Raw genomic sequence first — 21,214 nt, 5'->3', positions numbered from 1 at the left:
GCGCGGCCGCACGATCAGCGCGAGGACGCTGGCTCCGGCGATCAGGCCTGGTACTGCGCGTCGCTGACATGCTCCATCCAGTCGACCGCCTTGCCGTCGAGCGCCTCCTGGATGGCGATGTGGGTCATGGCGGTGGTGGGTGCCGCGCCGTGCCAGTGCTTCTCGCCCGGCTCGAAGCGAACCACGTCGCCGGGCTGGATTTCCTCGATCGGCCCGCCCTCGCGCTGCACGCGGCCGCAGCCGGCGGTGACGATCAGCAGCTGGCCGAGCGGATGGGTGTGCCATGCGGTGCGCGCGCCCGGCTCGAATGTGACGGCGTTGCCGGCCGCGCGCGCCGGTGCAATGGCCGCAAACAGCGGATCGATGCGCACCGTGCCGGTGAACCAGTCGCCCGGTCCCTTGCCCGAGGCCTGGGAGCCGCTTCGCTTGATATCCATGGTTTTTCCCTTCTTCACGCCGGGCCAGACACGGCCACTGGCATTCAGGGCCGCCGACTTTGGGACGCCCGATTGTGATGGCATCAATTTAGCACCTGCGATTGGTCGCGATTAGCTGCTATAAACGGCATGTACTTATGAGAAGGGCTCATGAATGCCGCGCGACAATCTGAACGAACTGACCGCCTTCCTCGCCGTCGCGCGCGAAGAGAGCTTCACCAAGGCGGCGGCAAAGCTGGGTGTCTCCCAATCCGCGCTCAGCCACACGGTTCGCGCGCTGGAGGAGCGGCTGGGCTTGCGGCTTCTGACCCGCACCACGCGCAGCGTCTCGCCCACCGAGGCGGGAGAACGCCTGCTGAACACCGTGGGCCCCCGGCTCGACGAGATCGAGACCGAACTGACGGCCTTGAGCGCGTTGCGCGAAAAGCCCGCCGGTACCATCCGCATCACCGCCGGCGAGCACGCCGCCGATGCGATCCTGTGGCCGGCGATCGCCAGGCTGTTGCCGGACTATCCCGACATCAGGATAGAGATCATCGTCGACTATGGCCTGACCGATATCGTCGCCGAGCGCTATGATGCCGGCGTGCGGCTCGGCGAACAGGTGGCGCGCGACATGATCGCGGTGCGCATCGGCCCCGACATGCGCATGGCGGTGGTCGGATCCCCGGCCTATTTCGCCAGGCGGCCAAAGCCGCGCGCGCCGCAGGACTTGACCACCCACAACTGCATCAATCTGCGCCTGCCGACCTACGGCGGTCTCTATGCCTGGGAATTCGAGAAGGCGGGTCGCGAGCTGAAGGTGCGCGTCGAGGGCCAACTGGTGTTCAACACAGCCGCGCTGCGCATGAATGCCGTGCTTGCCGGATTGGGTCTCGCCTACCTGCCCGAGGACCAGGTGACGACCTGCCTGGCCGACGGCCGGCTGGTGCGGGTGCTTGCCGACTGGTGCACGCCCTTCGCCGGCTACCACCTCTATTACCCCAGCCGCCGCCAGGCGACGCCCGCCTTCTCGCTGCTGGTCGACGCCTTGCGCTATCGGGGATAGGGGCCGAAAAGTGGAACCCGATTTTCGGAAAAGATCGTGCTCAAACAAACGGATAGAGCCCGATCCCGATTCATTTTGGATGGAACAGGCTCCGGAGCGTGGTCCATCTGGACTGCATCTGGGAGTGTTCTATCTTCCTGCCTGAACGTGATCTGACGGAAGCACCGGAGCAATCGCCGTGACCGACCCCGATCTTACCGACACCTATCTCGGCTACATCGCTTGCCTCAACAATCAGGACTGGCGAAACCTCCACCGGTTCGTTCATGACGAGGTGCACTACAATGGCGACCGGATCGGACTGGCCGGATACCGCAAGATGCTGGAACGGGACTTTTCCGAAATCCCTGACCTCTATTTCGACATCCAGCTGCTGATCTCCGATACGCCGTTCATAGCCAGCCGCCTTCAGTTCAACTGCACGCCAACGGCAAATTTCCTTGGCCTGCCCGTCAACGGCAGGAAAGTCTCCTTCAGCGAGAACGTTTTCTATGAATTTCTCGACGGCAGGATCAGGCATGTCTGGTCGGTCATCGACAAGGCAGCCATCGAAGCGCAGATATAGCTGCGGGCGGTTGCGCCGCCCCTCACCTGCCTGCCGGCATCCTCTCCCCGTATTGTGACGGGGAGAGGGGCGCTCTCATCGCCGGTTTCGCCAATCACCAGGGTCGCAAGAAGGGTGCCGAGTTTGCGGCTAGCCCCCTTCTCCCCGTCACTATACGGGGGGTTGAGGAGCGATCCGCGAAGCGGACGAAAAGCCAATTGCTTGGCTTTTTCGAGTGACGAACGCCCGGCAGGCGGATGAGGGGCAGCGCCGACTTCGACAATGGCAATCAATCGTAAAAATCGATCATTCTGACCATAACAATTCGTTGGAAAGATTGGTGTGGGAATGGCATTTCTCCAGCCTACTCGCCTGGAGCATTGCATTGTCTTCCTTCACCCACATCGCGAACGATATTCCCAAAAGCCTGATTTCCGCCGATCTGGCCGAGCGCCGGAAGCGCCTCAATTCGGTGTGGAATGGCATCATCCCCGGCATGGTGCTGGTCGCGATGATCACGGGCGTCGCCTTCTCGGCCCGCAATGTCTCCGGCTTCGCCCTGTTCAGCCCGATGATCCTCGCAGTCGTCGCCGGCATGATCCATTCCAACGTGCTCGGCACGCCCGCCCACGCCATCGCCGGCATCGCCTTTTCGCAGCGCCGGCTGTTGCGCTTCGCCATCGTGCTGCTCGGTTTCCAGCTGACGCTTGGCCAGGTGGTGGCGATCGGCGCCGGCGGCGTCGGCATTGTTGCACTGACGCTCGGCGCCACCTTCGTCTTCACCGTCACGCTCGGCCGGCTGATCGGCGTCGACGCCAGGCTGGCGCAGCTGATCGCCGCCGGCACCTCGATCTGCGGCGCCTCGGCCATCGTCGCCACCAACATCGTCACCGATGCGCGCGACGAGGACGTCACCTATGCCGTTGCCTCGATCACGCTGTTCGGCACCGTCGCCATGCTCGGCTTCCCTTTGCTGGCGCCGGTGCTGGGGCTCGACCAGCACGCTTTCGGCCTGTGGGCTGGCGCCTCGATCCATGAAGTGGCGCAAGTCATCGGCGCCGGCTTCCAGAACGGCACCCAGTCCGGCGAGATCGCCACCGTCGCCAAGCTGACCCGCGTCGCCATGCTGGCGCCGATGGTCGTCGCGCTCGGCCTGATGGCGCGCCGCAAGAACAGCGACCAGGCAAGCGATCAATCTGGGGCGCGGCCGCCCATGCCGTGGTTCGTCGCCGCCTTCGTTGCTGTCGTGGCGCTGAACAGCCTGGTCGCGGTGCCGGCCGAAGTGAAGTCGGCGATGGCGCTCGCCACCACCATCATGCTGACCATGGGGCTGGCCGCCATGGGCCTGCAGGCCGATATTTCGCAGCTGCGCTCACGCGGCCTGCGCCCGCTGGCGCTCGCCTTCTCGGCCTTCCTCTTCATCGGCAGCTTCAGCCTGATGCTGGTGAAGTTCGTTTAAGGCGCAGCACATCAGCGAATTTGGGAATCAAAACCACATCGGTTACGGTCCGCGTATCCGCGCACGAGCCCTCAACCGACCATGCCGTTCGTTCCCTTGCCCTTCGTCGTCGCCCTGTTGCTGTTCATCCTGTTTTGGGTCGTCGCCCGGCGTCAGGATGAGGCGGCGCCAAACCTGCCGTTTCTCGGTCTGATCCTGCTCGCCGTGCTGCAATCGGTGTTTACCGGGCTGCGTTGGGGCTATGGCATAAGCCAAGTGGGCTACATCGCGCCCGTTTCCGCCGCGATCATGCCGTCGCTGCTTTATGCCGGCGTCTCGAAGCTCGTCCGGACCAGCGACCGCCGATGGCCGACCCTGCTGGCGCTCCACGCAACGCCCGCCGCCATCGTCATCATTCTGGTGATTTTTTGGCGCGACGCTGTCGACCTGGCGCTGATATCAATCGATCTCATCTACGCCGCCGCCATCCTCTGGTTGCTGCGCTCCGGCGCCGACGGGCTGCGCCTGGCGCCTTTCGACGGCGCAGTCCCGGCCTACCGCGCCATCATTGCCGCGGCAGTGACGCTGTGCCTGTCGGGGATGGTCGACTTGCTGGTGTCCTTCGAGATGGCATCCGGCCACAGCGACCGCGCGGCGACGGTGATCGGCATCGCCAACCTCTTCATCCTCGTCATTGTCGGCGTGGCGGCGGCAGCGGCCAGCCAAAGCCATGTCCCACTCAACGCGGCCGAGCCCGCCGAGACCTTCTCCCCGATCGACACCGGTGAAGACGCCGACACTCTTCGCAGGGTCAACGAACTGATGCAGGAGAAGAAGCTCTATCGGGACGCAAACCTGAACCTCAACCGCCTTGCCCGTCGTGCCGGAATTCCGGCACGACAGATTTCGGCGGCGATCAACCGGATCAAGGCCAGGAACGTCTCGCAATATGTCAATGAATACCGCATCGCCGAGGCCTGCCGGCTGCTGGGCGAGACCGGTCAGTCCGTGACCGAAATCATGCTTGCGGTCGGATTCCAGACCAAGTCGAACTTCAACCGCGAGTTTCGCCGGGTGACGGATATGACGCCGCTGGCGTGGCGGGAACGGAACTCGCAATCGCCCTCGCTCGCGAGCCCTGTAGGCGGCTGAAACCCGGCGGCACCGTTGGCGTCGAGCGGTGCTAAATCGCGATCGTGGACGTTCTCGATCGCGATCGAGGTCGCGGGCTTCGCTCGGATCCGTTGATATCGCGGCGTCAACACGGCGACTGAACACCACCGCCAACTGACCCGGAAGCGGAGGCCATTGGGCTCCCCGGCCGCTGGCGCGAGCGTTCAGCAATGGAGATCTCAATGAAATTCTGGATCACCCTATGCACCATCATGGCTTCCACGATGCTGATGCAACCCTCGGCCGGCGCCAGCGACAGTGTCGGCGTTCGTCGGGTTTCAGCCCCTTCCAGGGAGCGCGGCATCGATCTCGACGTGACGGTCTGGTATCCGGCCCTGCCAGGCGGCGACACGGTCACGCTCGGCGACACCGCGCTTTTCGTCGGAACGTCCGCCATGCGCGATGCGCCAATCGCCGGCGGTAAGTTTCCGCTCATCCTGCTTTCACATGGCGCCGGTCTCGCGGGAACCCCGCAGGCGCTGAGCTGGATTGCAACGCCTTTGGCCGGGCGGGGATTCATCGTCGCCGCCCCCACGCATCCGGGAAATACGGGACCAGACAGATCCGCCGCCGAGACGATGAAACTCTGGCTGCGGCCCGCCGATCTCACGGCAACCCTGGACGCGACGGAAAAGGACGTCTTCCTGAGGGATCACCTCGAGCACGGCAAAATTGGCGCCCTTGGTCTTTCCATGGGCGGCAACACGGCCTTGGCGATAGCCGGAGCTCGCATCGACCCGAAATTGCTCGCGGACTATTGCGATACGGACCTGCTCAATGCTTCGCTTTGCGAATGGGTCCGGCAGAGCGGCCTTGATCTTCATGCCATGGATTTGCAGCCCGCCGGTCGTGACAACAGGGATGAGCGCATTCATTTCGCCATGGCGATCGATCCCGCCCCAACCGATGTCCTCGACGCCAAAAGCCTTGCCGGCATCAGAATTCCGGTCGCTATCGTCAATCTTGGCCTGCCGGGGAAGATCCCGGTGACCGTCGATGCCTCCGGGATCGCTAAAGCGATTTCAAATGCCAGCTATGCGACGATCGAGGGCGCGAGCCATTACAGCATGTTCGCCGAATGCAAGCCCGGCGCTCCCAGCATCATTGCATCCGAACAGATCGGCGACCCGGTTTGCGACGATGGCGGAGGGCGATCGCGCGGCGAGATCCATGCGCGGCTGATCGACATGGCGACCGTGGCTTTCAATCGCGCGCTGAAGACCGATCGGTAGGCGCTGTCGCCAGCTGTCAGGGCGTCGTTCAATCCTCGAAGGAACTCGCCGCGACATAGATCGCCGCCAGCGTCTCGATGCCCGCCTGGTCGGCCTTGTCGAAGCGGCCGGGCAGCGGGCTGTCGAGGTCGAGCACGCCGAAGACGCCGTCATCGTCTTCGAGCAGCACGACCAGCTCCGAGCGCGAGTCGGCATCGCAGGCGATGTGGCCGGGAAAATCATGCACGTCCTTGATCAGCATCGAGGTGCCGAGTTCGACCGCGGTTCCGCACACGCCCTTGCCGACGGTGATGCGTACGCAGGCCGGCTTGCCCTGGAACGGCCCCAGCACCAGTTCCTCGTCGGATGCCAGGAAATAGAAGCCGGCCCAGTTGAGGTCCGGCACCATCTGGAAGATCAGCGCGGCGGTGTTGGCGGCATTGGCAATCGAGTCGCGCTCGCCCTCGAGCAGCGCCTTCAGTTGCGTGGCGAGGTCGCGGTAGAACGCGGCCTTGTCAGTGGTGTCGATGGCCTTGGCGGCGAACATGGCTTGTCTCCGTACTCAGAATCGCTGTTGCTTCGACAAGCTGTCAAACTCGGCAAGCCCTGCACCAAACGACCACGGGACGATACTAGCGTGAATCCCATCCACTCCGAAAGCCGCAAGATCAGGATCGCCGCCGCCGTCATCGCCGACGCATCGGGCAGATTGCTGCTGGTGCGCAAGCGCGGCACCAGTGCGTTCATGCAGCCCGGCGGCAAGATCGAGCCGGACGAGGAGCCGGTCGATGCCCTGGTGCGCGAATTGCGCGAGGAACTCGGGTTGACGATCGACCCGGGCATGGCTTCCCGGCTCGGCCTGTTTTCGGCGAAGGCGGCCAATGAGCCGGACAGCACGGTCGAGGCGGAGTTGTTCGCCCTCACTTTTGCCGCACAGCCGATCGAAAGCCAGCCGCTAGCGGCGGCCGAGATCGAGGAGATGATCTGGCTGGACCCCGCCTCGATCCACGACATCAAGCTCGCGCCGCTGACGCGCGACGTGGTGCTGAGGCTGAGGGGAAAATAGCGCCGCGCCGCGAACCTTACCCTCAGGCCCCGCCCGCCCGCTCCCGAAATCCCGCGACATCGCGCAATGGCGGCCTGCCATAGAGCCGGCTGTATTCGCGGCTGAATTGCGACGGGCTCTGGTAGCCGACGCTGTAGCCGGCCGAGCCGACATCCAGGCGCTCTGCCAGCATCAGGCGCCGCGCTTCGTGCAGGCGCAGCTGCTTTTGATACTGCATTGGCGTCATCGCCGTGACTGCCTTGAAGTGATGATGCAGCGAGGACGTGCTCATGCCGACATGCTGCGCCAGCTCTTCGATGCGCAGCGGCCGCGCGAAATTCTGCCGCAGCCAGGCAATTGCCTGGGCAATCCGGTTTGTCGGCGTCTCGATCGTGGCGATCTGGAGCAGGGCCGGACCAAAGGGGCCGGTCGCCACGCGGTAGAGGATCTCCTGCTCGATCAGCGGCGCCATCGCGGCAATATCCTGTGGTCGGTCAAGCAGGCGCAGCAGCCGCACGACCGCATCCAGCAGGTCTGGCGGCGCCCTGTTGACGGCCACCGCCCGCATGTCGTGAGGGACGACCGGCACCGTGCCGATCCGGCCGAACAGCTCCTTCAGCCGATCCGGCTCGATCCGCATGCCCAGCCCCAGGTTCGGTGCCTCGGGGCTCGCCTCGGTCACGCGAGACACGACCGGCAGGTCGAGCGACACCACCAGATAGTCGCCAACGCCATAGCGGTGAACATGCGAGCCGAGCGTGAGGCTCTTGGCGCCCTGAACGACGAGCGCAAAGCAGGGCCATTGCGCGGTGTGGACGCTTTTGTCGGTCGACGATCGCCGGCTGAGGAACAGAGTGTCGATCGCCGTTGCGCACTCTTCGTCCCGCGCCGTGAACCGGGCGATGATCGACGCCATCTCCCCATATGGATCTTGCGCGAACCTCAAAGGGCACCTGGTGTCTTCGAAACGGTCATGAGGCCGATCATATCCGATCCTGCAAGCCCGGCCAGCCGCTGCAATCAAGCTTTGCAGGATCGTGCATGAATCCTACAGGATCGCGATAACGCCCCACGGTCGCTCCGTCGCATAACGCCGCCAGCGGGAGCGTACTCCCGATCATCACAGGCGGAGCCTTCCATGACGAGTTCACCGATCCCCGACCCATCGACCCGAACCAGCAAGGTCGTGCTCATCACCGGCGCCAGCAGCGGCATCGGCGAGGCCACGGCCCGCCACCTCGCGGCGGGCGGCCACAGGATCGTGCTTGGCGCCCGGCGGACCGACCGGATTGCCGCTATCGCGCGGGACATCGGGCAGGCCGGCGGCCAGGCGCATTCCCGGCAGCTTGACGTGACCGACCTCGACAGCGTCAAGGCCTTCGTCGCGGTCGCGCATGAGCGCTACGGCCGGATCGACGTGCTGGTGAACAATGCCGGTGTAATGCCTTTGTCGTTCATGGCCGAATTGCGCGTCGACGAATGGAACCGGATGATCGATGTCAATTTGCGTGGCGTTCTCAATGGCATTGCCGCGGTGCTGCCGATCATGGCCGAACAGAAGTCCGGCCACATCATCAACGTCGCATCTGTCTCCGGGCACCGGGTCGATCCGACAGCCGCCGTATACAGCGCCACCAAATTCGCGGTACGGGCGCTCTCGGAAGGGCTTCGACAGGAAAGCAGGGATTTACGCGTGACGGTCGTCAGCCCTGGCCTCACCCGCACCGAGCTGTTTGACGGCATCGCCAATCCCGAGATCAAGGCTGGAGCCCGCGCCATGGTCGATCAGGCCTCCATCCCGGCCGGCGCGATTGCCGAGGCGATCGGCTTTGCCATCAGCCAGCCGGACGGCGTCGACATCAACGAATTGATCGTGCGCCCGACGGCGCAAGGCTGACCCTCATGAACCCTGCCAATGGAGAGATGACATGACAGAGGCGATCGAAGTGACGACCTTCAGGCTCAACGGCCGGTCCTGCGCGGAATTCGTCGCCGCCAATGCCGATATCGACGCCTGGCTGCGGCGTCAGCCGGGCTTCCTGTCCCGCCGGATCGCCGAACGCGAAGATAGCACCATCGTCGACGTGCTGATCTGGGCCTCGGCCGAGGCCGGCCGCAACGCGGCGAGCGGCATCATGACAGAGATGGCGCATTCGCCGGTGCATGCCATGATCGACCAGCGCACCGTGGACTGGACCGTGGCGCCGGTCCGCCACAGTATCGTGTGACGGAGAACCACGATGGACAATCATGCAGGTCATCGCTGCGGCTGGGCCGAGGGCGATCCGCTGATGCGCGCCTATCACGACGAGGAATGGGGCGTTCCGCAACGCGATGCCCGCATGCTGTGGGAAATGCTGATGCTGGAGGGGTTCCAGGCTGGTCTCGCCTGGATCACCGTGCTCAGGAAACGCGACGCCTTTCGTGCCGCCTTCGAAGGCTTCGATCCGGAGAAGGTCGCGCGCTTCGGCGCGGCCGATATCGAGCGCCTGATGGCCGATCCCGGCATCATCCGTGCCCGCGCCAAGATCGAAGCGACGATCCGTGGCGCCCAGATCTTCTGCGAGATGGCGCAGCGCGGCGAGAGCTTCGCCGACTTCTGCTGGTCCTTCACCGATGGCAAGGTGGTCGAAAGCGACGGCCATGGCTGGATCGCGTCATCGCCCCTGTCCGAACGGATTTCCAAGGAGATGAAACGACGCGGCTTCAAATTCGTCGGCCCGACCATCGTCTATGCCTGGATGCAGGCGGTCGGCATCGTCAACGATCACGCGGCCAACTGCTTCCGGCGGTCCGAAGTCGCGCTCTGACCACGGCAGCGCCGTCAGCGCCTACATCGGACGCTTGGGTTCGCCCTTTGCCGGACTGGCCGTGTCGGAATCGGATTTCCGATGCTTGTCGGCGGCAATCCTGCGGATGCGGTCGAAGCGGCTTTCCTCGGTCTTTTCGGTCGTGACGACCGTTTCTGGCTTCCGCACGAACGTGATCATGGATCCGTCTCCTGGGCTAGAGGCCTGCGCGCCGGGAGAAAATCCCCCGGCGGTAATCATCCTGGCTCCGGCGAAGAGCCAACTTGGCAAGATTCAGGTCAGGCCCGGAAGGTGGCTAGGAAACCACATTCCGGGCCGGCTGAATCTTAGTAACCGCCCATACCGCCGCCGCCATTACCGCCCGCAGGCGCTGCGTCCTTGGCCGGAATGTCGGTGATCATGGCTTCGGCGGTGATCAGGAGCGCGGCGATCGAGCCGGCGTCCTGCAGTGCGGTGCGCACCACTTTCGCCGGATCGACGATGCCCGCCTTGATCATGTCGACATAGGTCTCGTTCTGGGCGTCAAAGCCCTGATTGTGGTCCTTGCTGTCGGTGAGCTTGCCGACGACGATCGAACCTTCGACGCCGGAATTCTCGGCGATCTGGCGGATCGGGGCCTCCAGCGCGCGAAGCACGATGGAGATGCCGGCAGTGACATCGTCATTGGCGCCGGTCAGGCCGGCAAGCGCCGACCGGGCGCGCAGCAGAGCCACGCCGCCGCCGGGCACGATGCCTTCTTCAACCGCCGCGCGCGTGGCGTTCAGCGCGTCGTCGATGCGGTCCTTCTTTTCCTTGACTTCCGACTCGGTGACGCCGCCGACACGGATGACGGCAACACCGCCGGACAGCTTGGCCAGCCGCTCCTGCAGCTTTTCCTTGTCGTAGTCGGAGGTGGTCTCCTCGATCTGGCCCTTGATCTGCGCGACACGCGCCTGGATGGTCGCCTTGGTGCCGGCGCCGTCGATGATCGTGGTGGTGTCCTTCTCGATCAGCACGCGCTTGGCGCGGCCGAGCATCTCGATGGTGACGTTTTCGAGCTTGATGCCGAGATCCTCGGAAATCATCTGGCCGGCGGTGAGCACGGCGATGTCTTCCAGCATCGCCTTGCGGCGATCGCCGAAGCCCGGCGCCTTGACCGCCGCGACCTTGAGGCCGCCGCGCAGCTTGTTGACGACCAGCGTGGCCAGAGCCTCGCCTTCGACGTCTTCCGAAATGATCAGCAGCGGCCTGCCGTTCTGGACGACCGCCTCGAGGATCGGCAGCATCGCCTGCAGATTGCCGAGCTTCTTCTCGTGGATGAGCACGTAAGGCTCTTCCAGCTCGACGCGCATCTTGTCGGCATTGGTGACGAAATAGGGTGAGAGATAGCCGCGGTCGAACTGCATCCCCTCGACGACGTCGAGTTCGGTTTCGGCGGTCTTGGCTTCCTCGACGGTGATGACGCCGTCATTGCCGACCTTGTCCATCGCCTTGGCGATCATCTCGCCGACGGTGGCGTCGCCATTGGCGGCGATGGTGCCGACCTGGGCGATCTCGGCCGACGACTTGACCTTCTTGGCCTTGGCCTTGATTTCTCCGACGACGGCGGCGACGGCCTGGTCGATGCCGCGCTTGAGGTCCATCGGGTTCATGCCGGCGGCGACCAGCTTGGCGCCTTCGCGCAGGATCGAGGCGGCCAGCACCGTGGCGGTGGTGGTGCCGTCACCGGCGAGGTCGTTGGTCTTCGAGGCCACTTCGCGCACCATCTGCGCGCCCATGTTCTCGAACTTGTCGGCAAGCTCGATTTCCTTGGCGACGGTGACGCCGTCCTTGGTGATGCGCGGCGCGCCATAGGCCTTGTCGATGATGACGTTGCGGCCCTTGGGGCCGAGCGTGACCTTCACCGCATTGGTGAGGATCTCGACGCCGCGCAGCATGCGGTCGCGCGCATCGGTGGAGAATTTGATTTCCTTGGCAGACATTTTTTATCCAGTTCGTTCAGAGGGAGTGAGGTCAGGCAGCTTTCTTGGCGGCCACTGTCTTCTCGATGACGCCCATGATGTCGGCTTCCTTCATGATCAGAAGGTCCTCGCCGTCGATCTTGACCTCGGTGCCCGACCATTTGCCGAACAGGATGGTGTCGCCGGCCTTGACGTCGAGCGGAACAAGCGCGCCATTTTCGTCACGTGCGCCAGGTCCAACGGCGATGACTTCGCCTTCCTGGGGCTTTTCCTTGGCATTGTCGGGGATGATGATGCCGCCCTTGGATTTGATATCGCCTTCGGCGCGCCGGATGACGACGCGATCGTGGAGTGGCCGAAACTTCATGAGAACTTCTTTCTGGGGCCGGCATAGGCGGCCGCGTCTCTCATATAGGCGCTTTGGCACTCGATAGATAGGAGTGCCAAAAATTAATCGCGGGCGGAATTAAATATTCAAAAGTATTATTTCGGCCTGTGGTTTCGTGATATCGGAACGAGGTCAAATATTTCAAAAGATTGAATTTTGCCGATCGAGCACCTATTTATCGGACAAGTTCATTTTCACGATTTCAGGCACAAGGGAGATTTCTTCGATGGCCGAAGGCAATCAGACGATCATGGAAAAAGCTGAAGCCCGCTTTGTCGACAAGCAGAAGAAAACGGCGGAGCGCAACAAGGCAACCGCTGAGTACATATCCGAAGCCAGGGCCAGGGAGATCAAGACCGCAAGGCTCAGGGAATTGCGGCTGGCCAAGGAAGAGGCAGACCGCGTCGCGGAAGCCCTGAACCCGACGCCGAAGAAGAAACGCGCGGTCAAGAAGGTGGCCGCAACGGAGGTCAAGACATGAGCCTGACATTCCCCAACCGCAGCCGCAGCTATGACGAAGCCGGCAAGCGCATCCGTTTCGTCGGCCACGACGGCATGTTCCAGATTTCCTTTTCCGTCGCCGCCGACGCCATGACCAGGATGCAACCGGCGACCGCGGCCAACGAGGCCGGTTACCTCGCCACATTCGACACCGAGAGCAGCGCTATCCGTGACGTGGCGGCCAAGGCCTACGACCGTACCCGCAAGAGCATGTATGTGCTGACGGCCGCCGACTTCGCCTGATCAGCCTTTAGTGCATGTCGCTCAAAAGTGGTCTCGGTTTCGAGACAGCGACATGCATGGAAACGAAGATCAGGAGTCCATGTTCTCGACCATCGAGCGTATCTTCTCCGCCTTTTCGAAATGGTCGAGGCGGCGGGTTCTGATCCACCATTCGGCTGCTTCCATCAGCAGTTCGGGGTCGTCGTTCCTGTTGGCGAAAAACGCGTAGAACGACACGCCGACGGCAGGCCCTTTCTCGGAAATCTTGCGGTCGCAGACCTCCAGTATCTTTTGCTTCAGGCTCGCTCTCACGGGAATCCTCTGGTTTTGGTGCGGCGGGATCTTGGCCCTCGCTCCGAGCCGGCAGCCGGAACGCTCAATCCTTGCGCTCCGCCCTCTCCCGGCGCCTGACGTCGCGGACATTCATCTGCACGACCATGTCCTCGGCCTCGCGCGGGTTCATGCCGACCATCACCTTTTGCCTGACCACGGCGGGCTGGCCGGTGAAGACATCGACAATGGTCCAGCTCTGGGGAAGCTCCATGCGCAGTGTGTAGCGATTGGCCATGCTGGCTTTCCTCAGCCCTGCATCATGAAAAACACCGCGCCCAGGATCAGCACTGTCCAGGCGATGACCGACAGCTTCAACACCATGCCGCCATGCGCGGCCAGCAGCTTTCGCAGGCGCGGCACGACGCCCGCCGACCGCACCGGCGCCGCCACGAAGGCGACAGGTGCCTTGGCACCAAGTTTTCCAAAGACAGGCAGCAGCGACGGTTGACGCACGAAAATGACCTCGGATATCGGGGAGACGCCGGAGCAAGGGCATCCGCGCCCCTTCCATAGCACCCTTTCGTGGAACACCCCGCATGCCAAATGAAGATAAGCGCCACGGCCCGCATTGGTGAGCGATGCGCCGGGCCCGATGGACAGGGCCCGCCGACCAGCCTCAAGCCGCGGCGCTGCGGCCTTTCACGCCGGCTTCGGTTTTGAAAATGCGGAAGGTATTGCGGCCCGCCGCCTTGGCGGCATAGAGCGCGGTGTCGGCCTGCAGGAAAAGGTCGCACGGCGCGCCTTTAATGGCGAAGGCGATGCCGACCGAGGCGCCGAGCTTGAGCGACTGGCCGCCCGCGGCGACCGGCTTGCCCATCGCCTCGATGATGCGGCGCGCCAGGCCGGAGACAGCGCCCCGGTCGAGATGCGCTCCAAGCAGCACCGCGAACTCGTCGCCGCCGACCCGCGCCACCAGATCCGCCTCGCCGCAGACATCGGCAAGCCGCTGCGCCGCCGTCTTCAGGCACTCGTCGCCGACGACATGGCCGAACGTGTCGTTGACCGCCTTGAAGCCGTCGAGGTCGATCAACAGCAGCGCGCCGAGCGGGCGGCCCTCATCCGTATGGGCGAGCCGCGCCTGGAACCGGCCGCGGTTGGCAAGTCCGGTCATGGCATCGAACTCGGCCAGATGGCGCATCCGGTCCGACTGGCTCTTCTCCTCGGTGATGTCCTGCTTCATGCCGAAGATGCGCACGGGCACGCCCTCCTCGCATTCGACGGTCGCGGTGATGCGGATCCAGCGGCTGCGCCCGGCGAATGTGGTGATCTCGGCGTCGAGGGTGAAGCCGCTGCGCTCCTCGATCGCCCGGCTGCGCATCGTCTCCAGCGCCTTGCGCGACTCCGCGGGATAACACTTGACGATCTCCGCGCGATCGAGCGCTGAGCCGCGCGGCAGGTCGAACAGGTCGTAGACCACGTCGGTCCACTGCAGTTGCACGTCGGGCAGACTGCACTCCCACACGCCGAGGCGCGCGGCCACCGAGGCGCGGTCGAAGATCTTGCGGCTATGCGCCAGCGAAACACCCTGGCTGGCGATCAGCGCCGCCTGTGCCGCGAGTTCCGCCTTGAGCCGGGCGATGGTGGCGGCATCGCGACGGCGCTCCGCGGAGCGGCTATCGTGCCCCTCCCCCCTGCCGGCGCGCCGAGCATCGGCCCGCGCCGGGCCTTTCGGGGTGTAGGGCGTATCGGGCATGGCGGAGCTCTGCTGTCCTGGCGGGCGACCACCATGGCGCGCAAGCGATTAACACTTCGCTGACAGGGGCCCGGCTTCGCTGGAATTGCCGGGAAAACGGGCGGCCCAGAATGCCGTCGATCAGACCGATTAGCGCATCGGAACAAGCGCAGAGTATGGCGTCCGCGAAGTAGACACTCGACTATTGGCGTCAATCCTGCTTCATTTGATTATCGCAGGATTACAAGACGACCTAAACTTTATTCCTGCCTCAAAAGAGAACCCCCCTAGTATGAATCAAGACCCTGAAGAACAGCATGTAGAAATTGAGGACGAGTATCAGCTTGACCTTGAAGCCGGCGTTGAAGATGAAAGCGCGGAAGAGGCGACTAGCGTAAGTTTTAGCATTACCAGTTACGGCGCTGACTACCCAGTAGACACATTAGTTAAGAGAATGAAAGGTGAAGCATTCTTCATTCCAAAATTTCAGAGGAATTTTGTCTGGTCGCAGCGGCATGCTTCTCGTTTCATTGAGTCGCTTTTAATGGGGCTGCCAGTGCCGGGAATTTTTCTCTATAAGGAATCAGATACCGGGAGGCACCTTGTTGTTGATGGGCAACAGCGCCTGCGTACCCTTCAATATTTTTATAGTGGGATATTTTTAGAAAAATCATTTCGATTGATTGGCGTTAGAAAGGAATGGGAGGGTAAAACTTATCAAGAACTCGCCCCTAACGAGCAACTGAAGCTCGATGATTCCATTGTGCATGCGACCGTATTCCAACAGGACGAGCCTAAGAACTCCCTGAAGAGCCTGTATTTCGTTTTTGAGCGGATCAATTCGGGCGGTATCCGCCTGTCACCACAGGAAATCCGCAATTGCATCAGCGAAAGCGCAGTACTCGAAGCGGTACGCACGCTTAATGATGACGCCAACTGGCGCGCAATCTTCGGCCAAAAAAGGAACAATCGCCTCAAGGACCAGGAATTGGTTCTGCGAGCCTTGGCGATGATCCACAATCGCGTCAACTATTCGGCACCAATGCGTGACTTCTTAAATGATTTTGCCTCTGACGAGGAAGGCAAGGTGACACCAGCCATTTTGGAAGAACTGGAGAGGCTCTTCAAAGTTTCGATGGAGGCCATTAACAAAGCTAAAGGTAAATCTGCTTTTCGACCAATCCGAGCGCTGAATGCTGCAGTTTTTGAGGCAGTTGTCGTGGGTGTTGCTGAACGTATCCGCGCCGAAAAGAGCCCCCCGGATCTGAAGAAGATGGAGATAGAATACGACAAGTTGCTGCAGAGCCCAGATTTTATGAGTGCGTCGAACAGCGCAACCGCTACCGAAGAGTCCGTCAAGACACGCCAGCGATTGGCGGTTGAGGCTTTCGCAGGTACCTAAGTGTCTATCGCAATCGAGAGTCGCTTCCGTGAAGTGGAAAAACTAGTCATGGCGGCGCAAGCCAGGGGGTTGGACCCTGAGGTCGCAGCCTACTATTGCAAGCTTGGCTGCGTGATGATCTGTGGCGCCATCGAGCGCTCCGTCGAAATTCTGATCACAGAGCGCGTGGGCGGCAGATCCGCGCCACAGGTCAACTCTTTTCTCAAGTCTTTTTTTAAGCGCGGAGTAAATTACGACTGTGAGGAGATTTCGGAGCTCCTGTATAAATTTGATAGTAACTGGGGACATAAATTCAGAGATTTTATCTCTGCGAACGACCAGATAAAAATCGGCGTCTCCTCATGCTATGCTGTTAGAAACTCGATAGCTCATGGCGGGACGCAGTCTCTTGGTCCAAAGATTCTGAAACAGTACTTTGATAATTCATTTTCGCTGATTGCGGAGTTGGAATACTTAGTGCGCGCATAGGCGACATTTTCTTTGGATCCATCTTGGACGGTTAGAAGTATTACGGTCGGCGCGCAAAGCCGATGAGATGTCCCGCCCACCGCGAATTGCCTCTTGAACGACCAACCGATCTGGCCTAGCCTTGGCTTGAGAAAAGGTTTTTCCAAACATCTCTGATCGGGCTTGGCCATTGGCCGGGCCCCATTGAGGCCTGTAAGAGAAAACCTTTTCCCAACTCGGGATTCTCGGCGCGATGGCATCGGACGATCAGCCTGTTCCGGTCTTTTCCAAGCCCGTCACCTTGCGTGACGTGGCGGCCGAGGCCGGCGTCAGCGTCGCCACCGCCTCGAAGGCGCTCAACGATCAGGGGCGGATGACCGCCGAGACGCGCGAGCGCATCCGCGAGACGGCCCGGCGTCTCGGTTTCCGGCCCAACAGCCTGGCGCAAAGCCTGCTCAGGCGGCGCAGCTTCACCGTCGGCCTGCTCACCAACGATACCTATGGCCGCTTCTCGCTGCCGCTGATGTCGGGCATTTCGGACGCGCTGGTCGACAATGGCGTCTCGGTGTTCCTGTGCAATGTCGAGGAGGATCCGCGGCTGGGCCAGTTGCATGTCGACGCCATGCTCGACAAGCGCGTCGACGGCATCATCGCCACCGGCAAGCGCATCGACCGCCATCTGCCGGTCGACCTCGGCAATCTGCGTGTCCCGGTGATCTATGCCTTCACCCAGCCCGATCCCGACGCCATCGCCTTCGTCTCGGACGACGCCGGCGGCGCGCGGCTGGCCGTCGAGCATCTGTGCCGGCTCGGCCGCAAGCGCATCGCCCATGTCACCGGGCCGGCAAGTTTCGCCGTGGTGCACGCCCGCGCCCAGGCCTATCGCGACGTGCTCGCCGAAAACGGCTTGCCGGTCACCGGGCCGCTGCTCGGCTCGTGGTCGGAAGCCTGGGGCCACGAGGCGGTGGCGCACCTGTTCGACGGCAGACGCGAAAGGCCGGACGCCGTCTTTTGCGGCAACGACCAGATCGCGCGCGGCGTCATCGATGCCTTGCGCGAGCGCGGCCTCGGCGTCCCCGGCGATGTCGCCGTCATCGGCTTCGACAATTGGGAGATCGTCGCCGAGGCGACGCGCCCGCCGCTGACGTCTGTCGACATGAACCTGGTCGCACTCGGACGCGAGGCCGGGCTGACCCTGCTGTCGCTGGTCGGCGGCCAGCCCGCCGCGCCGGGCATTCGAAAACTGCCGTGCCGGCTGGTGGTGCGTCAGTCCTGCGGCCATCCGCCGGATGGCTGAAACGAAGCGCCGCGTGATCGGCGCCAAGCCGCGGACAGCGGCCAACCGTGGAGGAGGAGAACATGAGGAACCTGATTGCCAAACTGGCCCTGGCCGCTGCCGTTCTGGGTAGCGGTCTCGGAACTGCCGCCGCCGAAACCGCCAACATCTGGGTGCGCGCCGACGGCTCGAACTTCATGCCGAGGATCGTCGACGCCTACAACAAGGGTCACACCAACCAGATCAAGCTCGACATCATCCCCAACGCCGAGATCATCCCGAAATATGGCGCGGCCGCGGCCGGCGGCACCGCGCCCGACGCGCTCTCGCTCGACCTGATCTACACGCCGTCCTTCGCCGCCGCCGGCCAGTTGGAGGACATCACCGACTGGGCGAAGTCCTTGCCCTATTTCGCCAGCCTGTCGCCGGCGCATGTGAAGACCGGCACCTACAAGGACCACATTTACGGCCTGCCCTTCTCCGCCGACGCCTCGGTGCTGATCTGGAACAAGAAGCTGTTCAAGCAGGCCGGCCTCGATCCCGAAAAAGGTCCGACCAACTGGGCCGAGATCGCGGCCGACGCCGAGAAGGTCAACGCGCTCGGCGGCAACATCAAGGGCTTCTACTTCTCCGGCAATTGCGGCGGCTGCAACATCTTCACCTTCACGCCGCTGATCTGGGCATCGGGTGGCGATATCCTCTCCGAGGACGGCTCGAAGGCGACGCTGGACAGTCCGCAGTTGCGCGGGGCCATCGATCTCTACCGCTCGATGGTCAAGAAGGATCTGGTGCCGGCGGGCGCCCAGACCGATACCGGCGCCAATTTCTTTGCCGCCTTCGCCGCCGGCAATATCGGCATCTCGCCGTCCGGCGCCTTCGCCATCGGCGCGCTCAACACCCAGTATCCCAATGTCGACTACGGCGTCACCTTCCTGCCCGGCAAGGACGGCAACTGGTCGTCCTTTGCTGGCGGCGACAATTTCGTCGTCACCAAGGGCACCAAGAAACTGCCCGTGGTGAAGGAGTTCCTCGATTTCGCCTATTCGCTCGAGGGCCAGACCATCCTCGCCAAATATGGCAGCCTGCCGGTGCGCGGCGACATCGCCAAGGACGCGCTGAAGGACCTCGATCCGCGCTACCAGATCGCCGCCGAGGCCATGGCCAAGGGCCGCACGCCCTATTCGGTGGTGTTCAACGATTTGATCAACTCCGCCAACGGCCCGTGGACGCAGATGATCAACGAGGTCTTCTTCGGCGACGACGTCGATGGCGCCATCGCCAACGCACAGGAGACCATGCAGTCGATCATCGACCAGGCGCCGCAGAAATAGCGGACGCCTGCCGGCCGCCCGCCTGTCTCCCTGGGCGGGTGGCCGGCGCGCCTTACCCTCCCCCGTGTGGGGAGGGTCGCTGCGAAGCAGCGGGGTGGGGGTCAGCGCCAGTACCCCCACCCGGACCTGCGGTCCGACCTCCCCACAAAGGGGAGGCAGGGCGGCCAATTGATCCGACGCAAGAACAGGCCAGCCATGACCACCATCGCAACAACCACCACCGCCCCGCCTCGCGCCAGAAAACTGGTCGGTGCCGGGCGCCGGCAGTGGATCGGCCTGCTCTATGTCGCGCCGGCTGTCGCGCTGGTCGTCGTCTTCTTCCTCATCCCGCTCGGCATGACGGCGTGGATGTCACTGCACAATTGGCCGCTGATGGGCGAGCACTCCTATATCGGCCTCGACAATTACTGGGCGATCCTGCGCGACACCAGGTTCTGGAACGCGCTCAAATTCACCGCCTACTACACCGTGATCGTCACCATCGCGATCTTCGCGGTCGCCTTTCCGGCGGCGCTGTTCGTCGAACGGCCGCGCCCGCTGACCAATCTCTACCGGACCATGTTCTTCATGCCGGCGGTGGTCGGCTTTGCCTCGGCCAGCCTGCTCTGGTCATGGCTCTTGAACGTCGATTCCGGCCTGTTCAGCCCTGCCGCCTACGAGCTTGGCCTGATCGACAGGAAATTCAACCTGCTGGCCACCTTCCAGCCGGCCTTCTGGTCGATCATCGCCATGGTCGTCTGGAAGGTCGCCGGCTTCACCATGATCATCCTGATGGCCGGCCTGCAGTCGATCCCGCAGGATCTGCAGGAAGCGGCCATCATCGATGGCGCCGGGCCGTTCGCCAGGTTCAGGGCCATCACCTTGCCGCTGATGCGCCGCACGCTGGCGCTGGCGCTGATCCTGTCGGTCGCCGGCTCGATCCTCGCCTTCGACCAGTTCTACATCATCCTGCGCGGCGGTCCGCGCAACCAGACGCTGACGGCAGTCTACTGGATCTTCAACCAGTCCTTCGTGTCGTTCAAGCTCGGCTATGGCGCCGCACTCTCCATGGTGCTGCTGGTCATCCTGGTGGCGCTCAGCCTCGTCCAGCTGTGGCTGCTGCGCAAGCCGGAGGGCCTCGACTGATGGCGCAGGCCGCCTCCCGCAACCGCCGGCTCACGGCTCGCATCGCGGAGCACTCGACCGGCATCATCGCCTCGCTGCTGTTCGCGGCGCCGATCGTGTGGGCGGTGCTGTCGACCTTCAAACCGGCAGCCGAAGCGCGCCTGCCACCGCTGCCGCCCTGGCCAACGTCAGGGTTCTCGCTGGAGAACTATGCAACGCTCGACACGTTCGGCGACGGGCTCTGGGTCTCGGCGCAGAACAGTATCTACGTCTCGGCGATGACCGTGGTGTTGTCTGTCATCGTCAGCGTGCTGGCCGGCTACGGCTTTTCGCGCTTCCGCTTCCCGTTCAAGGACCTGTTCTTCATCCTCATCCTGTCGACCATCATGATCCCGTTCCAGTCGATCCTGACGCCGATCTTCCTGGTGCTGACCAAGCTTGGCCTGCACAACACGCTGACCGGCCTGGTCGGCGTCTATGTGACGCTGCAACTGCCGTTCTCCATCTTCATGATGCGCAACGCCTTCGACGCGGTGCCGCGCGAGATCGAGGAGGCCGCCCGCATGGACGGCGCCAGCAACGTCACCATGCTTCTCAAGGTGATGCTGCCGCTGGTCTGGCCAGGCGTCGTCACCATCGCGCTGTTTGCCTTTCTCGGCGCCTGGAACGAGTTCCTCGCCGCTCTCGTGCTGATGACCGACCAGTCCAAATTCACGCTGCCGGTGATGATGACGGCGCTGCAGTCGGGCCGCTTCGGCGCCATCGACTGGGGCGCGGTGCAGGCCGGCGTCACCGTGATGATGGTGCCGTGCCTCATCCTTTTCCTCGCTTTGCAGCGCTTCTACATCCGCGGCCTGATGGCCGGGGCCGTCAAGTAATTCGACCGAATGGA

Annotated in this window: 27 protein-coding genes; 17 read left to right on the top strand and 10 right to left on the bottom strand. The window is 63.0% G+C overall.

What is annotated here, in order from left to right; all coding sequences use genetic code 11:
- Positions 1-41: 41 nt before the first annotated feature.
- Positions 42-437: a cupin domain-containing protein gene (locus NR193_RS18790; protein ID WP_256752272.1), complete on the bottom strand. Its 396-nt coding sequence runs from the start codon at positions 435-437 to the stop codon at positions 42-44.
- A gap of 154 nt (positions 438-591) precedes the next feature.
- On the opposite strand from NR193_RS18790, the gene NR193_RS18785 reads away from it, so the two are divergent.
- From NR193_RS18785 to NR193_RS18765, 5 genes are all read left to right on the top strand, one after another.
- On the top strand, positions 592-1,485 hold the full coding sequence (locus tag NR193_RS18785) for a LysR family transcriptional regulator (RefSeq protein ID WP_256752271.1): 894 nt from the start codon (positions 592-594) through the stop codon (positions 1,483-1,485).
- A 178-nt stretch (positions 1,486-1,663) separates the two neighbouring features.
- Positions 1,664-2,050, top strand: coding sequence for an ester cyclase (locus tag NR193_RS18780; RefSeq protein WP_256752270.1), 387 nt, complete (start codon positions 1,664-1,666; stop codon positions 2,048-2,050).
- A 364-nt stretch (positions 2,051-2,414) separates the two neighbouring features.
- On the top strand, positions 2,415-3,488 hold the full coding sequence (locus tag NR193_RS18775) for a YeiH family protein (protein ID WP_256752269.1): 1,074 nt from the start codon (positions 2,415-2,417) through the stop codon (positions 3,486-3,488).
- A gap of 81 nt (positions 3,489-3,569) precedes the next feature.
- Positions 3,570-4,619 (top strand): AraC family transcriptional regulator, encoded by a 1,050-nt coding sequence (locus tag NR193_RS18770; protein WP_256752268.1) that lies wholly within the window; start codon positions 3,570-3,572, stop codon positions 4,617-4,619.
- Positions 4,620-4,822: 203 nt separating this feature from the next.
- Positions 4,823-5,872 carry a dienelactone hydrolase gene (locus tag NR193_RS18765; RefSeq protein ID WP_256752267.1) on the top strand — a complete coding sequence of 350 codons (1,050 nt, stop codon included), beginning with the start codon at positions 4,823-4,825 and terminating at the stop codon, positions 5,870-5,872.
- 28 nt (positions 5,873-5,900) lie between these two features.
- Here the strand turns inward: NR193_RS18765 and NR193_RS18760 are convergent, their stop codons facing one another.
- Positions 5,901-6,398, bottom strand: a complete 498-nt coding sequence (locus tag NR193_RS18760; protein WP_256752266.1) for a GAF domain-containing protein — start codon at positions 6,396-6,398, stop codon at positions 5,901-5,903.
- Positions 6,399-6,488: 90 nt separating this feature from the next.
- Here NR193_RS18760 and NR193_RS18755 point away from each other — a divergent pair, with 90 nt between their 5' ends.
- On the top strand, positions 6,489-6,917 hold the full coding sequence (locus NR193_RS18755; protein ID WP_256752265.1) for an NUDIX domain-containing protein: 429 nt from the start codon (positions 6,489-6,491) through the stop codon (positions 6,915-6,917).
- Between the two features lie 22 nt (positions 6,918-6,939).
- On the opposite strand, the gene NR193_RS18750 is transcribed toward NR193_RS18755, so the two are convergent.
- Positions 6,940-7,812 (bottom strand): AraC family transcriptional regulator, encoded by an 873-nt coding sequence (locus NR193_RS18750; protein WP_256752264.1) that lies wholly within the window; start codon positions 7,810-7,812, stop codon positions 6,940-6,942.
- A gap of 222 nt (positions 7,813-8,034) precedes the next feature.
- Between NR193_RS18750 and NR193_RS18745 the strand changes: the two genes are divergently transcribed.
- The 3 genes from NR193_RS18745 to NR193_RS18735 are packed head-to-tail and all read left to right on the top strand — an operon-like array spanning position 8,035 to position 9,706.
- The gene (locus NR193_RS18745; protein WP_256752263.1) at positions 8,035-8,793 is read left to right on the top strand and encodes an SDR family oxidoreductase; all 759 of its coding nucleotides are present in this window, start codon (positions 8,035-8,037) and stop codon (positions 8,791-8,793) included.
- A 31-nt stretch (positions 8,794-8,824) separates the two neighbouring features.
- A complete protein-coding gene (locus tag NR193_RS18740) occupies positions 8,825-9,124 on the top strand; it encodes a hypothetical protein (RefSeq protein ID WP_256752262.1) in 300 nt (99 codons plus the stop codon).
- A gap of 12 nt (positions 9,125-9,136) precedes the next feature.
- On the top strand, positions 9,137-9,706 hold the full coding sequence (locus tag NR193_RS18735; RefSeq protein WP_256752261.1) for a DNA-3-methyladenine glycosylase I: 570 nt from the start codon (positions 9,137-9,139) through the stop codon (positions 9,704-9,706).
- Positions 9,707-9,727: 21 nt separating this feature from the next.
- Here the strand turns inward: NR193_RS18735 and NR193_RS18730 are convergent, their stop codons facing one another.
- The 3 genes from NR193_RS18730 to NR193_RS18720 form a co-directional block, all read right to left on the bottom strand.
- Entirely contained in the window at positions 9,728-9,886 is a 159-nt protein-coding gene (locus NR193_RS18730; protein ID WP_256752260.1) for a hypothetical protein, read from the bottom strand.
- A gap of 146 nt (positions 9,887-10,032) precedes the next feature.
- Positions 10,033-11,667, bottom strand: a complete 1,635-nt coding sequence (gene groL / locus NR193_RS18725; protein ID WP_256752259.1) for a chaperonin GroEL — start codon at positions 11,665-11,667, stop codon at positions 10,033-10,035.
- A gap of 31 nt (positions 11,668-11,698) precedes the next feature.
- Positions 11,699-12,013 carry a co-chaperone GroES gene (locus NR193_RS18720; protein WP_091584984.1) on the bottom strand — a complete coding sequence of 105 codons (315 nt, stop codon included), beginning with the start codon at positions 12,011-12,013 and terminating at the stop codon, positions 11,699-11,701.
- Between the two features lie 247 nt (positions 12,014-12,260).
- Between NR193_RS18720 and NR193_RS18715 the strand changes: the two genes are divergently transcribed.
- Together NR193_RS18715 and NR193_RS18710 are read left to right on the top strand one after the other, a co-directional pair.
- Positions 12,261-12,515, top strand: coding sequence for a hypothetical protein (locus tag NR193_RS18715; RefSeq protein ID WP_091584986.1), 255 nt, complete (start codon positions 12,261-12,263; stop codon positions 12,513-12,515).
- Positions 12,512-12,778 (top strand): DUF1488 domain-containing protein, encoded by a 267-nt coding sequence (locus tag NR193_RS18710; protein ID WP_256752258.1) that lies wholly within the window; start codon positions 12,512-12,514, stop codon positions 12,776-12,778. Before NR193_RS18715 ends, NR193_RS18710 begins: the two co-directional genes overlap by 4 nt.
- A gap of 69 nt (positions 12,779-12,847) precedes the next feature.
- On the opposite strand, the gene NR193_RS18705 is transcribed toward NR193_RS18710, so the two are convergent.
- From NR193_RS18705 to NR193_RS18690, 4 genes are all read right to left on the bottom strand, one after another.
- Positions 12,848-13,069, bottom strand: coding sequence for a DUF6500 family protein (locus NR193_RS18705; RefSeq protein WP_256752257.1), 222 nt, complete (start codon positions 13,067-13,069; stop codon positions 12,848-12,850).
- Between the two features lie 64 nt (positions 13,070-13,133).
- On the bottom strand, positions 13,134-13,325 hold the full coding sequence (locus tag NR193_RS18700) for a hypothetical protein (protein WP_256752256.1): 192 nt from the start codon (positions 13,323-13,325) through the stop codon (positions 13,134-13,136).
- A gap of 11 nt (positions 13,326-13,336) precedes the next feature.
- Positions 13,337-13,543, bottom strand: a complete 207-nt coding sequence (locus NR193_RS18695; protein ID WP_256752255.1) for a hypothetical protein — start codon at positions 13,541-13,543, stop codon at positions 13,337-13,339.
- A gap of 163 nt (positions 13,544-13,706) precedes the next feature.
- The gene (locus NR193_RS18690) at positions 13,707-14,783 is read right to left on the bottom strand and encodes a diguanylate cyclase domain-containing protein (RefSeq protein ID WP_256752254.1); all 1,077 of its coding nucleotides are present in this window, start codon (positions 14,781-14,783) and stop codon (positions 13,707-13,709) included.
- A gap of 271 nt (positions 14,784-15,054) precedes the next feature.
- Here NR193_RS18690 and NR193_RS18685 point away from each other — a divergent pair, with 271 nt between their 5' ends.
- The 6 genes from NR193_RS18685 to NR193_RS18660 all read left to right on the top strand — a co-directional run bounded on the left by NR193_RS18685 (position 15,055) and on the right by NR193_RS18660 (position 21,200).
- A complete protein-coding gene (locus NR193_RS18685; protein ID WP_256752253.1) occupies positions 15,055-16,164 on the top strand; it encodes a DUF262 domain-containing protein in 1,110 nt (369 codons plus the stop codon).
- The gene (locus NR193_RS18680; RefSeq protein ID WP_256752252.1) at positions 16,165-16,632 is read left to right on the top strand and encodes a HEPN domain-containing protein; all 468 of its coding nucleotides are present in this window, start codon (positions 16,165-16,167) and stop codon (positions 16,630-16,632) included.
- A gap of 232 nt (positions 16,633-16,864) precedes the next feature.
- A complete protein-coding gene (locus NR193_RS18675) occupies positions 16,865-17,908 on the top strand; it encodes a LacI family DNA-binding transcriptional regulator (protein WP_256752251.1) in 1,044 nt (347 codons plus the stop codon).
- A gap of 62 nt (positions 17,909-17,970) precedes the next feature.
- Entirely contained in the window at positions 17,971-19,218 is a 1,248-nt protein-coding gene (locus NR193_RS18670; protein WP_256752250.1) for a sugar ABC transporter substrate-binding protein, read from the top strand.
- A 195-nt stretch (positions 19,219-19,413) separates the two neighbouring features.
- Positions 19,414-20,343, top strand: a complete 930-nt coding sequence (locus NR193_RS18665; RefSeq protein ID WP_256752249.1) for a carbohydrate ABC transporter permease — start codon at positions 19,414-19,416, stop codon at positions 20,341-20,343.
- Positions 20,343-21,200: a carbohydrate ABC transporter permease gene (locus NR193_RS18660; RefSeq protein ID WP_256752248.1), complete on the top strand. Its 858-nt coding sequence runs from the start codon at positions 20,343-20,345 to the stop codon at positions 21,198-21,200. Before NR193_RS18665 ends, NR193_RS18660 begins: the two co-directional genes overlap by 1 nt.
- The last annotated feature ends 14 nt before the right edge of the window (positions 21,201-21,214 follow it).

Origin of the sequence: Mesorhizobium sp. Mes31 (assembly GCF_024519675.1) — a bacterium.
Classification (GTDB): domain Bacteria; phylum Pseudomonadota; class Alphaproteobacteria; order Rhizobiales; family Rhizobiaceae; genus Mesorhizobium.
Note: the sequence above shows the minus strand (reverse complement) of the source record. Positions and strands in the feature narration are given on the sequence as shown.

Coding starts and splice junctions, on each gene's coding strand:
- NR193_RS18790 (WP_256752272.1), bottom strand. CDS start 437: ATGGATATCAAGCGAAGCGGCTCCCAGGCCTCGGGCAAGGGACCGGGC.
- NR193_RS18785 (WP_256752271.1), top strand. CDS start 592: ATGCCGCGCGACAATCTGAACGAACTGACCGCCTTCCTCGCCGTCGCG.
- NR193_RS18770 (WP_256752268.1), top strand. CDS start 3,570: ATGCCGTTCGTTCCCTTGCCCTTCGTCGTCGCCCTGTTGCTGTTCATC.
- NR193_RS18765 (WP_256752267.1), top strand. CDS start 4,823: ATGAAATTCTGGATCACCCTATGCACCATCATGGCTTCCACGATGCTG.
- NR193_RS18760 (WP_256752266.1), bottom strand. CDS start 6,398: ATGTTCGCCGCCAAGGCCATCGACACCACTGACAAGGCCGCGTTCTAC.
- NR193_RS18750 (WP_256752264.1), bottom strand. CDS start 7,812: ATGGCGTCGATCATCGCCCGGTTCACGGCGCGGGACGAAGAGTGCGCA.
- NR193_RS18745 (WP_256752263.1), top strand. CDS start 8,035: ATGACGAGTTCACCGATCCCCGACCCATCGACCCGAACCAGCAAGGTC.
- NR193_RS18740 (WP_256752262.1), top strand. CDS start 8,825: ATGACAGAGGCGATCGAAGTGACGACCTTCAGGCTCAACGGCCGGTCC.
- NR193_RS18735 (WP_256752261.1), top strand. CDS start 9,137: ATGGACAATCATGCAGGTCATCGCTGCGGCTGGGCCGAGGGCGATCCG.
- NR193_RS18730 (WP_256752260.1), bottom strand. CDS start 9,886: ATGATCACGTTCGTGCGGAAGCCAGAAACGGTCGTCACGACCGAAAAG.
- groL (WP_256752259.1), bottom strand. CDS start 11,667: ATGTCTGCCAAGGAAATCAAATTCTCCACCGATGCGCGCGACCGCATG.
- NR193_RS18720 (WP_091584984.1), bottom strand. CDS start 12,013: ATGAAGTTTCGGCCACTCCACGATCGCGTCGTCATCCGGCGCGCCGAA.
- NR193_RS18715 (WP_091584986.1), top strand. CDS start 12,261: ATGGCCGAAGGCAATCAGACGATCATGGAAAAAGCTGAAGCCCGCTTT.
- NR193_RS18710 (WP_256752258.1), top strand. CDS start 12,512: ATGAGCCTGACATTCCCCAACCGCAGCCGCAGCTATGACGAAGCCGGC.
- NR193_RS18700 (WP_256752256.1), bottom strand. CDS start 13,325: ATGGCCAATCGCTACACACTGCGCATGGAGCTTCCCCAGAGCTGGACC.
- NR193_RS18690 (WP_256752254.1), bottom strand. CDS start 14,783: ATGCCCGATACGCCCTACACCCCGAAAGGCCCGGCGCGGGCCGATGCT.
- NR193_RS18685 (WP_256752253.1), top strand. CDS start 15,055: ATGAATCAAGACCCTGAAGAACAGCATGTAGAAATTGAGGACGAGTAT.
- NR193_RS18675 (WP_256752251.1), top strand. CDS start 16,865: ATGGCATCGGACGATCAGCCTGTTCCGGTCTTTTCCAAGCCCGTCACC.
- NR193_RS18670 (WP_256752250.1), top strand. CDS start 17,971: ATGAGGAACCTGATTGCCAAACTGGCCCTGGCCGCTGCCGTTCTGGGT.
- NR193_RS18665 (WP_256752249.1), top strand. CDS start 19,414: ATGACCACCATCGCAACAACCACCACCGCCCCGCCTCGCGCCAGAAAA.
- NR193_RS18660 (WP_256752248.1), top strand. CDS start 20,343: ATGGCGCAGGCCGCCTCCCGCAACCGCCGGCTCACGGCTCGCATCGCG.